This window comes from Corallococcus caeni, from assembly GCF_036245865.1.
Taxonomy (GTDB): domain Bacteria; phylum Myxococcota; class Myxococcia; order Myxococcales; family Myxococcaceae; genus Corallococcus; species Corallococcus caeni.
Genome location: NZ_BTTW01000010.1, coordinates 235980 through 247816 on the forward strand (window position 1 = coordinate 235980; position 11837 = coordinate 247816).

Consider the following 11837-nt stretch of genomic DNA (forward strand, 5'->3'; position numbering starts at 1 on the left):
CTCCAAGGCAGGCCAGGTCTCACCAGCCGACATGCGACAATCCCCCGTGTTCCATGTGTCGGAGTCACCGGGTTTTCATGGGTTGTGCACGACCCGAGGGGAGGGACAGCTCCGCACCTGTCTCAAAAGGCCATGCTCCTGTCCGTAGTGGAAATTCTCCGGGCGTGAGAAGCCAATGCGCGACAGTCCAGCCCGTGGCCAGGGACACGGCCCGAAGGTCTGAGTGCAGAAGGGGTGAATGATCTCCACTCTGTGGGAATCCGAGTTCCCCGGGTCACCTGCAACTTGGGGACACCACGGTTTCTTCGGACGTCGTAGGATCATGCCCCGTAGGACATCAGGGAGCCCCCATGCACACGGACACTCACGACGCGCCGGCTGGCCGCGAAACCCTCCTCGGATACCGGGTGGGGACGGAGCTCAGCGCGGCGGCCTCGTTTGGCGCGGACTTCTCTTCCGGGCGTCTGGTGCAGCTGTCACTGGAGCACCTCACGCTCCACCTGGAGTCGCGCGCGGTGCCTCGCAAGGGACAGGCCGCGTCCGTGGTGGTGGGGGAGGGCGAGCGGTGGGCCACCGCGCTGGACGCGGAGGTGATTGGCGTCAACGCCCTGCGCCCGGAGGTGAGCCTGCGCTTCGTCGCGCCGCCGCTGGACGCGGGCCGCCGCATCGTGGGGCTGCTGGAGTCGCTGCGTGACAACGGCCTCTTGCTCACGCCGGAGACGCGGCCCGTGTGGCGCGAGCAGATCGACCGGGCGGAGCGCGTCACGCGCATCTGCGAAGCGCTGGCGTCCCGGCAGGCCCGCGGCGTCCTGCGCTCGCGCGACGGCCAGGCCGTGGCGGAGGTCACCTGCGCCTTCTTCGAGCCGCTCCAGGACGCGTTCGCCTGGAACCTGCACGGCACGCTGCCCCCGGGCGCCTTCACCCTGGAGGCCTTCGGCTACTCCAGCGTGGTGCACTTCCAGGTGGACGCGGCGCGCATGGAGGGCGGCCTGCTGGTGATGACGACGCCCCCGTCGCTGGTGCGCTTCCGCCACCGGTGGCTGCGCCGCACGCAGGCCAGCGCGTCCTGCACGCTGGAGTTCGACCATCCGCTCTGGCCCCAGGTGCACGTGCGCCGCGGCCTGCTGGACGTCTCCTACGAAGGCCTGTCCTTCCTCACGCAGCCGGGCGAGGACCTGATGTACCCGGGCCTGCGCCTGCCGGTGATGGAGGTGGCCCTGGACGGCCACGCGCCGGTGCGCCTGCGCGCGGAGGTGCGCAACATCTCCAGCACGCCCCACGGCCGCCGCTGCGGCGTGAGCGTCCGGCCCCTGGACGCCGAAGGGGCCCGCGCGTGGCGCGCGCTGGTGGAGGCCCAGGCCCACCCCACCACCAAGGTGGAGGGCGACTGGAACGACGCCACCTGGAAGCTCTTCGAGCGCTCCGGCTACTTCCGCCTCCCGGGCAAGGAGCCGGAGAAGTTCACCAGCCTGCGCGACCAGTTCTCGCGCGCGCAGGACAAGCTCCAGGAGGCGCCGCTGCTGGGCTACCGCGTGGTGCGCCCCGCGGAGGACGGCATGGAGGCCACGCTGTCCGTGCTCAAGCCCTACGCGGGCAGCTGGATGGCGCACCAGCTGGCGCGGCACCAGCCGCCGGGCAGCCGCTCCACCGCGCGCGAGGCCCTGCGCGACATCTACCTGCGCGGCTACGAGCCCACCCAGGCGGACCCGGAGGTGAAGTGGTTCTTCGCCTACTGCGAGGCGAACGTGCGCTGGGTGCGCTACACGAAGTTCGACTTCGCCACCTGGTACGCGGACACCGGCCAGACGTGCCTGGTGCCCTTCCGCCTGATGGAGGGCGAGGTGGACAGCGTCTGGACGAAGCCCGCGAACATCACCGTGGGCACGCCCACCCAGGAGGAGCGCGCCAGCTTCTTCGCCCGCGTGGCCGGCACCCGCCCGGAGGCCTACCGGGAAGCGCTGGACCTGGTGCCGGAGCGCTTCGACCTGGAGGCCACGCGCACCGGCTGGGGTGACGCCGGCCTGTCCCGCGAGCGCGAGCTGGTGGTGGCCCGCCATGAGGGCCGCGCCGTGGCCTTCGCGGTGTTCGAGTCCGCGCAGCCGGGCCTGAACCTCTTCAACGTGCTGGACGGCGTGCGCCTGGTGCCCCTGGAGGAGGACGCGAAGCCGGAGGTGCAGGACGCGTACGTGGCGCTCCTGGCCCAGGCGGCGGAGTGGTACCGGGCGCGCGACCGCAAGGTGTTCGTCCACTACGTGGAGGCCGCCTGCGTGGAGTACGCGGAGCGCGTGTCCCTGGCGGACCTGGGCGACGGCAAGCTGTGGGTGATGTCCGCCCGACTGCTGCCGGAGTTCCTGGAGCACCTCTGCGAGTCCACCACGCCGCGCGCGGCGTAGTGGCGGCTCGCTTCGCCTGACTTCAGCGACGGCGGGGGCTGACTACAGCCCCTCGTCGTCCGGGTCCGGATAGGACTCCAGCTCCTCTTCCTCCTCCTCCACCGGGGTGGGCGCCTTGGCGTGGCGCCCCTTGCCGGCCTTGCCCTCGTGCGCCGGAGCGCCGAAGTCCGAGTCCGGGCCCACGATGTAGCCCTGGCGCCCCTGCTGGATGCGGCGCAGGACCCCTTCCTGCTCCAGCGCCTCCAAGAGCCGCGCGAAGGTGGAGAAGCCGTGGTCGCGCTCGTCGAAGTCGGGCTCCTTGCGGACGATGGTCTCCTTGATGAGCGACGGGTTGAGCGGGCCCGTCGCGCGGCGCAGCAGGCTCTGCACCACCTCGCGCGCGACGGCGGGCACCTCCGCCTTGGGCTTGCCGCCCTTGGACTCGGCGCCTTCCTTGGCGCCCTTGCCCTCGTGGCCCTTGTCGTGGCCCTTCCCGCCCCGCTTGCCGCCCTTGCCCTCGTCGCCCTTGGAGCCCCGGCCGCCGTGGTCGCGGTCCTTCTCCTTGTGGGAGCCGTCGCCCTTGTGCTTGGGCTTCATGTAGATGAACTGGTCGCACGCCCTCACGAACATCTGGGAGCTGGCCTCACGCACGGCCAGGCCAATGACGGTGCGGCCGTTCTCACGCAGCTTGTACGCCAGGGGGCAGAAGTCGCTGTCGCCGGAGGCGATGACGAAGGTGTCAATCTGCTCGCGCGCGTAGCACAGCTCCAGCGCGTCGATGACCAGGCGCATGTCCGCGCTGTTCTTGCCGGCGCGGGTGGACGGGGGCACGTCCACCAGCTCCACGCCCACGTCGTGCAGGCGCTGCTTCGCGTCCTCGAAGCGCGACCAGTTGCAGTAGGCGCGGCGGAAGACGACCTTGCCCTGCTCCAAGAGCTGGTCCAGCGCGGGCTGCAGGTCGAACTGACTGGCGCTGATGCCCGTGTTGGTGACCAGGTTCTCGAAGTCGATGAAGAGTGCGATGCGGTGCTGCTCGTCGGTACGTCCAGCCAAAGGTGCCTCGTATTCGTGTGCGAGCGGTCCTTGGCTCGCGTGCGCTCCACCCTACTGTGGGGACGCTACAGCGCGCACGGTCCGTGTTCCGCCCTGAACATTCAGTGCTACCCACCCTACGTTTGGGGCCTGAGCCCGGGGGCAGCGCCCCCGTAACACGGAGGTGTGAACATGATGCACGGATTCCCCCGACGTTTGCGAGCGATGGCGTGGGCCGCGCCCACGCTTGGCCTCTTGTTGTGCGCCGGCCCCGCCCTGGCGCGGGAGCCAACGGTCGGCAAGGACGAGGACCAGGGAGCGTCCATGCCGTCGAAGTACACCGAGCCCGCGAGCACCAGCCCCTCGAACGTGGTGAGCAGCGTCCGGACCACGTCCCCCTCCTTCATGACCCAGGGAGAGTCCGTGCGGCAAATCACCCCGGATGCGGACCGCATGCAGCAGGTCAACGGGCCGGTGGTGAAGCAGGACGGGCTGACGTTGTTCGTGAAGGACGTGTCCGGGCCGGTGGTGCCGCTGGACATGAGCGCCCTGCGCATCACCAAGCTGCCCCAGAAGGGGCAGGAGGTCCTGGCCGTCTACCAGGTGGAGAACAAGACGGAGAACGTGGCCTTGTCCCTCCAGGGTGAGAAGAAGGACTGAGGGCGGTCGCGCCTCAGTTCGGCTTCGTGGCGCCGCGCACCTCGTCCAGGACGCTCAAGTCCACGAGCCCCGCGATGTCGTCGCTGGGGATGAACCCCAGCGCCTTCGCGTGCTCGGCGGACGTCTTGAGCGCGGAGGGCACGGGGTCCAGGCTCGGCTCCAGGCGGGAGAACGCGTCCTGGAGCACGGGCCCGGGCAGGGGCTTTCGCGTCAGCTGGCCGAAGGCGGAGTTGACGGACGTGGCGAAGGCCGCCGGGTCCGCGCGCCAGCGCTCGGTCAGCTGCACGTGGATGCGCAGGAGCGCCGCGATGCGCGAGCGCTGCGTCTCCAGCACCTTCTTCGTCGTCACCACCACCGTGGTGGGGAAGCGCTTGTCCGGCCAGAGGTCGCGCTCGTCCACCAGGATGTGACCGCCCCCTTCCGCGAGCATGCGCGCGCCCCAGGGCTCGGGCACCCACGCGCCCTCGATGGCGCCCTGGAGGTACTGGGCCAGGATGTCCGGGTTGCTGATGGGAATCACCTGCACGTCGCCGCCCGCGTCCGCGGTGATGTTCAGCTTCTGGGCCTTCAGCCAGGTGCGCAGGGCGATGTCCTGCGTGTTGCCCAGCTGCGGCGTCGCCAGCTTCTTGCCCTTGAGCTCCTGGGCCGTCTTCGCGCTCTTCACCACCAGCACCGCGCCGCCGTTCACCGCGCCCGCGATGATGCGCAGCTCCTTGCCGGCTTTGAGGTACGTGTTGATGGCGGGCCCCGGGCCCACGTAGGCCACGTCCACGGAGCCCGCGACCAGCGCCTCCATGGCGGCGGGGCCCGCGTTGAACTGCCGCACCTCCAGGTGGCCCATCCCGGGCTGGGACGCGAAGAGCCCCTCCGAGTTCGCCACCAGCGCCTGCGCGTGCGTGATGTTGGGGAAGAAGGCCACGCGCAGGGGCGCGTTGGCGCCGGAGGGCGTGTCCTTCTTGCAGGAGGCGACGCCGGTCAGGAGGACGCAGACACCGAGGAGCAGCGACAGCGGACGCGCGGAAGACATGGTGCGTCACGCTAATGGAGACTCCCCGCCTGTTTTCAATGCCCGTGAGTGCGGAAGCGTCTTGGGGCTCACACGGACGCCGTCAGGCCCCACCGGCGCCGCAGGCGCGTCTCCACTGTCTGGAAGAGGACGCGGTCCACCGTGATGCCGATGAGGATGATGGCCAGCATCACCGCCATCACCTGCGACACGTCCATCAGCTCGCGGCCCATGGTGAGCAGCTGGCCCAGGCCGCCGGAGACGAAGAGCAGCTCCCCCGCCAGCAGCGCGCGCCACGCGAAGCTCCACCCCAGCTTGAGGCCGGTGACGATGCCGGGCAGCGCGCCGGGCAGGAGCACGCCGAAGTAGAAGCGCGGGCCCCTCACGCCCAGGGTCCGCGCCACGCGGGCCAGCTGCGGGTCCAGGCCGTTGACCGCGTCCTCGGTGGCGATGGAGATGCCCAGCACGCTGCCCATCACCACCACGAAGAGGATGGCGCTGTCGTTGAGGCCGAACCACAGGAGGGCCAGCGGCAGCCAGCAGATGGAGGGCAGGGCCTGCAGCCCCATCACCACCGGCTTCACCGCGTTGCGGAAGAAGGCCAGCCGCGCGATGCAGAGCCCCAGCGGGACGCCGATGGCCACCGACAGGAGGTAGGCGCGCGACAGCCGTCCCAGCGAGCGCAGCGTGGCGGCGCCCAGCTGTCCGTCGCGGGCCATGGCGATGAGCGCCTGCACCACCTCCAGCGGCCCGGGGAACAGGTGCTTGTTCCACACGCCGGAGCGCGACAGCCCCTCCCAGAGCGCGAAGAGCAGCGCGATCATCCCCAGCTTCTGCGCCCACTTCAGCATGGCGGTGTCCCTCGTTCCCTCTAACGACTGGTCACGACGTGGGTGCGGGGCAGGCTGGACGGCGTGCGCGAGCGGCGGCCCAGGGGCTCCGTGGGCGGGGCCTCCAGGGGCGCCCCTTCCGCGGCGCGCAGGCGGTGGCGGATGTCGCGCGCCATCGCGTCCAGGGACGGGTCCTCCAGCGAGCGCGGCATGGGCAGGTGGATCTCCAGGTCCTCCACCACGCGGCCCGGGCGGGGCGCCATCAGCACCACGCGGGTGCCCAGCATCAGGGCCTCCTGCACGTCGTGGGTGACGAACACCACCGTCTTGCCGGAGTGCAGCCAGATGGACTGCAACAACTCCTGCATGTGCACGCGCGTCTGGGCGTCCAGCGCGCCGAACGGCTCGTCCATCAGGAGCACGTTGGGGTCCACCGCGAGCGCCCGGGCGAGGCTCGCGCGCATCTTCATGCCGCCGGAGAGCTCATGGGGCAGCGTGTCCGCGAAGCCCTCCAGGCGCACGCGCTGGATGAAGGTGTCCGCCCGCTTGCGGCGCTCGGAGCGGGGCACGCCCCGGGCCCCCAGCGCGAAGGTGATGTTGCCGCGCACGGTGAGCCACGGGAACAGCGCGGCCTCCTGGAACATCAGGAGCCGGTCCGGCCCGGGCCCCTGGATGGGCTTGCCGTCAATGGCCACGCTGCCGCCCGTGGGGGCCACGTGGCCCGCCAGCGCGTAGAGCAGCGTGGACTTGCCGCAGCCGGAAGGGCCGAGCAGGCAGACGAACTCCCCCGAGCGGACGTTGAGGTTCACGTCCTTCAGCGCCACGACCTTGTTGGCGTAGTGGTGGCCCAGCTGGGCGATGGAAATCTTCGCCCGGTCCGCGTTCACGTTCGCGGGCCGGAGCAGGTGGGGCGCCGCCTGGCGCAGGCCCCGCATCCGCTCGATGAGGCGTCGAAGCATTCGCGAGAACCTATACATCTGCCCCAAGGTCGCACAGGCGGGGCCTGGAAGCGGGCAGGCGCCTTTCACTGTAGGACAGGACGTGAAGTCCGCGGTGCCCGGCCGGCTGCTTTTCAGGCCGTGGCGGCCCGCTCCGCCTTGCGGTGCGCCAGCGTGCGGGAGAGCAGCCACAGGCTCAGGGCGAGCACGCCCAGGCCCACGGCGGTGAAGGCGCCGCCCACGCGCAGCGACGCCTGCCGGTGGTCCTCGAACACCGCGAGCGCGTCCGTGCGGGGACCCGTGAGGTAGCGCCGCACGGTGTCCGCGTAGGCCCGGGCCTCCGCCTCGTCCTCCGTCCACTGGTAGGCGAGCGGCTGGACGCCGGAGGTCGTCTGCAGCTGGGGCCGGAAGATGGGCGCGGCGCCGCTGCGAGCGCTGCGGCTGCGGGCCACCTCCACGTCCCGGAGGTCCTGGGGCGCGTAGCGGCCCACCTCCTCCTGGCCCAGCCAGCTGGAGCGGGTGAGGACGCACGGGCCCTGGGGCTCGCAGCGGAAGTCCATGCGCGCCTTCTGGCCGAGGAAGAACACCCCCAGCACCAGGAAGGGCAGGGCGAGCAGCAGGAAGGCCGTGGCACCGATGGCGGTGGCGCGGCTGCGTCGGTAGGCGGGGGGCGCACGCACGCTTGCGTCTATAGACCCGCGCGCCCCGAAGGGGGCAGTGGTTTCACGCGCCCGCGAGTGTCGCCCTCCAGGCAGGCGGGCGGCCCGGCCTGTTGCGGCATGGGGCCCAAGTCCGCACCCCTTGTCCTGGGACGTTCAGCACTTCGCCCGGAAGGAGTCCTCCAGCCCATGAAGGCCGTGGCCATCATGTTCCCCTCGCGCGAGGTGCGCGTCCTCGACGTCCCCGAACCGCGGCTGCATTCGCCCACCCAGGTCAAGGTGCGCACGCTGGAGGTGGGCGTGTGCGGCACGGACCAGGACATCCTGAAGGGCCACCACGGCACGGCGCCGAAGGGCGAGGACCACCTGGTCCTGGGCCACGAGTGCCTGGGCGAGGTGATGGAGGTGGGCGCGCACGTGCAGGGCCTGAAGCCGGGGGACCTGGTGGTGCCCCGGGTGCGCAGGCCCTGTCCGCACACGCACTGCCCCGCGTGCCGCCACGGCCACCCGGACTTCTGCGTGACGGGGGACTACACGGAGCGCGGCATCAAGGGCGCGCACGGCTTCTGTTCGGAGCACTTCGTGGAGGACGCGGCCTACCTGCACAAGGCGGATGATTCCCTGCGCGGCGTGGCCGTGCTCACGGAGCCGCTGACCATCGCGGAGAAGGGACTGCGCGAGCTTTCGCACATCCAGTCCCGCCTGCCGTGGAAGGTGAGCCCCGGCAAGGCGCTGGTGCTGGGCGCGGGGCCGGTGGCGCAGCTGGGCGTCATGGCGCTGACGCGCGCGGGCTTCGACGTGACGGTGTACTCGCGCAGCCCCAAGCCCAATGAGAAGGCCGCCGCATCCGAAGCGGTGGGTGCGCCGTACATCTCCTCCAAGGAGGTGACGGTGGAGGCCCTGAGGAAACAGCTGGGCGGCGTGGACGTCATCTACGAGGCGACGGGCGCGTCGAAGGTGGCCTTCGACTCGCTCCAGGTGCTGGAGGAGAACGGCGTGCTCATCTTCACCGGCGTGCCAGGACGCGAGGAGCCGCTGGAGCTGCAGGGCGACCAGGTGCTGGGGCAGCTGGTGCTGGGCAACCGGGTGATGTTCGGCACGGTGAACGCGGCGGACAGCGACTTCCGTGAGGCGCTGGAGGACCTGGCCCGCTTCCGCGCGAAGTGGCCGGGGAAGGTGGAGGCGCTCATCACCCAGCGCCACCCGCCGTCGGAGTTCGCGAAGGTGGTGGAGGCGAAGGGCGGCATCAAACACGTCATCTCATTCCAGGAGCATGCCCGGTGAATCCCCATCACGAGGACCTGAAGGGCGGCGTGGCCATTGAAGACCACGGCGTCATCGGGGACCTCCGCACGGTGGCGCTGGTAGGCAACGAAGGCACCATCGACTGGCTGTGCTATCCGCACTTCGACAGCCCCAGCCTCTTCGCGGCGCTGCTGGATCCGGAGAAGGGCGGGTACTGGCGCGTGTCCCCGGAGCCGGACGGGGTGATGAAGCGGCAGTTCTACTGGCCGGACACCAACGTGCTGGTGACGCGCTTCTACACGCCGGCCGGCGTGGGGGAGCTCATCGACCTGATGCCCCTGGGCAGGGGGGCGCAGGCGGAGGGGCGCGTCGTGCTCCGGCGCATCCGCGTGGTGCGCGGGGAGATGTCCTTCCGCATGGAGTGCTTCCCGGCGTTCAACTACGCGCGGGACGAACATGAGACGCACGTGGTGAAGGGCGGCGCGGCCTTCGTCTCCAAGAGCCTGAGCATGCAACTGGTGACGCCCGTCCCGCTGAAGCAGGAGGGCAACGGCGTCGTCGCGCACTTCACGCTGAAGGAGAGCGAGTCCGCGGTCTTCACCCTGCGCGAGGGGGGCATCGAGGGCTGTCACCACCACCTGCACACGCACGACTCCGCGGAGAAGCTCTTCCGCGACACGGTGGACTACTGGCGCCACTGGCTGTCCAAGTGCAAGTACACGGGGCGCTGGCGGGAGATGGTGCAGCGCTCGGCGCTGGCCCTGAAGCTGATGACCTTCGAGCCGTCCGGGGCCATCATCGCCGCGCCCACGTGCAGCCTGCCGGAGTCCCCCGGCGGCACGCGCAACTGGGACTACCGCTTCTGCTGGCTGCGCGACGCGGCCTTCACCGTCTACGCGTTCCTGCGCATCGGCTTCAACGAGGAGGCCGCCGCGTTCATGCGCTGGGTGGAGAAGCGCTGCGCGGAGAACGGGGACGGCCCGCTGCCCCTGATGTTCAGCCTGGACGGCACGCCGGTGCCCAGGGAGGAGGAGCTCAAGCACCTGCGCGGCTACGGCGGCGCGCGGCCGGTGCGCATTGGCAACATGGCGGCGAAGCAGCTCCAGCTGGACATCTACGGCGAGCTGATGGACTCCGTGTACCTGTCCAACAAGTACGCGGCGCCCATCTCGTATGACTTCTGGCGGCACCTGCGGCGGCTGGTGGACTGGGTGTGCGACCACTGGCGCATCGAGGACGAGGGCATCTGGGAGATCCGCGGCTCCCGCCGGCACTTCGTCTATTCGAAGCTGATGTGCTGGGTGGCGGTGGACCGGGCCATCCGGCTGGCGGACAAGCGCAGCCTGCCGGCGGACCGCATGAAGTGGCTGAAGACGCGCGACGCCATCTTCGAGGAGATCATGGACAAGGGCTGGTGCAAGGAGAAGGGCGCCTTCATCCAGGCCTACGGGCACGAGGCGCTGGACGCGGCCAACCTCCTCATGCCGCTGGTCTTCTTCCTGTCGCCGGTGGATCCGCGGATGCTCTCCACGCTGGACGTCATCCGCAAGCCGCCCCGGGAGGGAGGCCTCACGTCGGACGGCCTGGTGTTCCGCTACGAGGCGGACGAGAAGCTGGATGGGATTCAAGGCAGCGAAGGCACCTTCAACCTGTGCAGCTTCTGGCTGGTGGAAGCGATGACGCGCGCGAGCGCGGTGCGGCCGGACCTCTTGGACGAGGCGCGGCTCATCTTCGAGCGGATGCAGGGCTACGCGAACCACCTGGGGCTGTACGCGGAGCAGACGGGCATGTCCGGCGAGGCGTTGGGCAACTTCCCGCAGGCGCTCACGCACCTGTCGCTCATCAGCGCCGCGTACAACCTGGACCGGACGTTGGGCCGCCACGATTGACGCAGGGGACGGTAGACTCGCGCCCACCCGCCATGCCCGACCTGTACCCGCTGCTGTTCCGCTTCGCCGTGAAGGCGGATGCCCACTACGACGTGCTGAGCCGCCGCGTGCGCAAGGGGCTGGGCATCGCCCCGCCGCTGCGCATCCTGCCGTACCGCGGCTACGGCACCCCGGAGCGCGTGGTCATCAAGGCGCGCGTGCTGGAGGAGCGCAAGGTGACGCCCCAGCGCCAGCGCCACACGCTGTGGAGCAGCGCCGTGGCCTCCTACAAGCGCTACATGACCCGGGAGATCTCCAGCGCGCACGTGGCGGTGCGCTGGGGGGACAAGCACTGGGAGGGCGTCACGGACGAGGAGGGCTTCCTGGAGCTGTGGGTGCCGCCGCCCGAAGGCGTGCGCTCCGGCTGGCACATGGTGGAGCTGGAGCTCTTGTCCCCGGAGGCAGAAGGCGTGCCCCGCGTGACGGCGCCGGTGCGGGTGGCGGGGACGAGCGCGGAGCTGGGCGTCATCAGCGACATCGACGACACGGTCATCGCCACGGGGGTGACGGATCCGCTCAAGCGCGCGTGGGCGCTGTTCCTCACGGAGCACCGGGGGCGGCTGCCCTTCCCGGGCGTGGACGCGTTCTACGCGGCGCTCCAGGCGGGCGCGAGCGGCACGGCGGACAACCCCATCTTCTACGTGTCCAGCAGCCCGTGGAACCTCTACGAGCACCTGGACGAGTTCCTCGCCATCCACCGCATCCCCATTGGCCCGCTGCTCTTGCGCGACTGGGGCCTGTCGCGCGACGGCTTCGCGCCGGGCGGGGGCCACGGGCACAAGCTGGATAAGATCCGCGGCGTGCTGGAGACGCTGGGGCACCTGCCCTTCGTGCTGATTGGCGACAGCGGCCAGGAGGACGCGGAGCACTACCGCACCATCGTGCGCGAGTACCCGGGCCGCATCCGCTGCGTCTACATCCGCAACGTGCCGGGGCGCTCCAAGCGCGGCGAGGAGATGGAGGCCATCGCGAAGGACATCCGCGACGCGGGCAGCGAGCTGGTCGCGGTGGACGACACGGTGGCCGCCGCGAGGCACGCGGCGCGCGCCGGGTGGATCCGCTGGGAGGAGGTCCCGGAGGTGGAGGCCCACCGCCGCGAGGACGCCGCGCGCAGCGCCCTGGGCGAACGGGGCTGAAGCCTTCCCACCCCGCGCGGCTCCCCGTTTC

10 protein-coding genes are annotated in these 11837 nt (G+C 70.6%); 5 read left to right on the forward strand and 5 right to left on the reverse strand.

The genetic code is table 11. From position 1 onward, the window contains the following. Positions 1 to 350 precede the first annotated feature (350 nt). A complete protein-coding gene (locus tag AABA78_RS33920; protein ID WP_338269560.1) occupies positions 351 to 2393 on the forward strand; it encodes a PilZ domain-containing protein in 2043 nt (680 codons plus the stop codon). 42 nt (positions 2394 to 2435) lie between these two features. Here the strand turns inward: AABA78_RS33920 and AABA78_RS33925 are convergent, their stop codons facing one another. Further along, positions 2436 to 3425, reverse strand: a complete 990-nt coding sequence (locus AABA78_RS33925; RefSeq protein WP_338269562.1) for an NYN domain-containing protein — start codon at positions 3423 to 3425, stop codon at positions 2436 to 2438. Between the two features lie 171 nt (positions 3426 to 3596). Between AABA78_RS33925 and AABA78_RS33930 the strand changes: the two genes are divergently transcribed. Next, positions 3597 to 4064 (forward strand): hypothetical protein, encoded by a 468-nt coding sequence (locus AABA78_RS33930; RefSeq protein ID WP_338269564.1) that lies wholly within the window; start codon positions 3597 to 3599, stop codon positions 4062 to 4064. 13 nt (positions 4065 to 4077) lie between these two features. Here AABA78_RS33930 and AABA78_RS33935 read toward each other — a convergent pair whose 3' ends face one another. The 4 genes from AABA78_RS33935 to AABA78_RS33950 form a co-directional block, all read right to left on the reverse strand. Next, complete coding sequence (locus tag AABA78_RS33935) at positions 4078 to 5091, reverse strand: ABC transporter substrate-binding protein (RefSeq protein ID WP_338269566.1); 1014 nt, start codon at positions 5089 to 5091, stop codon at positions 4078 to 4080. A 68-nt stretch (positions 5092 to 5159) separates the two neighbouring features. Then, complete coding sequence (locus tag AABA78_RS33940; protein WP_338269568.1) at positions 5160 to 5921, reverse strand: ABC transporter permease; 762 nt, start codon at positions 5919 to 5921, stop codon at positions 5160 to 5162. Between the two features lie 20 nt (positions 5922 to 5941). Next, the gene (locus AABA78_RS33945; RefSeq protein WP_338269570.1) at positions 5942 to 6859 is read right to left on the reverse strand and encodes an ABC transporter ATP-binding protein; all 918 of its coding nucleotides are present in this window, start codon (positions 6857 to 6859) and stop codon (positions 5942 to 5944) included. A 113-nt stretch (positions 6860 to 6972) separates the two neighbouring features. Then, entirely contained in the window at positions 6973 to 7518 is a 546-nt protein-coding gene (locus tag AABA78_RS33950; protein ID WP_338269572.1) for a hypothetical protein, read from the reverse strand. A 168-nt stretch (positions 7519 to 7686) separates the two neighbouring features. Here AABA78_RS33950 and AABA78_RS33955 point away from each other — a divergent pair, with 168 nt between their 5' ends. The 3 genes from AABA78_RS33955 to AABA78_RS33965 are packed head-to-tail and all read left to right on the forward strand — an operon-like array spanning position 7687 to position 11806. Further along, the gene (locus tag AABA78_RS33955) at positions 7687 to 8781 is read left to right on the forward strand and encodes a glucose 1-dehydrogenase (protein ID WP_338269574.1); all 1095 of its coding nucleotides are present in this window, start codon (positions 7687 to 7689) and stop codon (positions 8779 to 8781) included. Then, positions 8778 to 10631 carry a glycoside hydrolase family 15 protein gene (locus AABA78_RS33960; RefSeq protein WP_338269576.1) on the forward strand — a complete coding sequence of 618 codons (1854 nt, stop codon included), beginning with the start codon at positions 8778 to 8780 and terminating at the stop codon, positions 10629 to 10631. Before AABA78_RS33955 ends, AABA78_RS33960 begins: the two co-directional genes overlap by 4 nt. Positions 10632 to 10663: 32 nt before the next feature. After that, positions 10664 to 11806 carry an App1 family protein phosphatidate phosphatase gene (locus AABA78_RS33965; RefSeq protein ID WP_338269577.1) on the forward strand — a complete coding sequence of 381 codons (1143 nt, stop codon included), beginning with the start codon at positions 10664 to 10666 and terminating at the stop codon, positions 11804 to 11806. Positions 11807 to 11837 lie beyond the last annotated feature (31 nt).

Bases quoted from the DNA above. Each gene is read 5' to 3' on its own strand.
- AABA78_RS33920 (WP_338269560.1), top strand. From the start codon at position 351: ATGCACACGGACACTCACGACGCGCCGGCTGGCCGCGAAACCCTCCTC.
- AABA78_RS33930 (WP_338269564.1), top strand. From the start codon at position 3,597: ATGATGCACGGATTCCCCCGACGTTTGCGAGCGATGGCGTGGGCCGCG.
- AABA78_RS33935 (WP_338269566.1), bottom strand. From the start codon at position 5,091: ATGTCTTCCGCGCGTCCGCTGTCGCTGCTCCTCGGTGTCTGCGTCCTC.
- AABA78_RS33940 (WP_338269568.1), bottom strand. From the start codon at position 5,921: ATGCTGAAGTGGGCGCAGAAGCTGGGGATGATCGCGCTGCTCTTCGCG.
- AABA78_RS33945 (WP_338269570.1), bottom strand. From the start codon at position 6,859: ATGCTTCGACGCCTCATCGAGCGGATGCGGGGCCTGCGCCAGGCGGCG.
- AABA78_RS33955 (WP_338269574.1), top strand. From the start codon at position 7,687: ATGAAGGCCGTGGCCATCATGTTCCCCTCGCGCGAGGTGCGCGTCCTC.
- AABA78_RS33965 (WP_338269577.1), top strand. From the start codon at position 10,664: ATGCCCGACCTGTACCCGCTGCTGTTCCGCTTCGCCGTGAAGGCGGAT.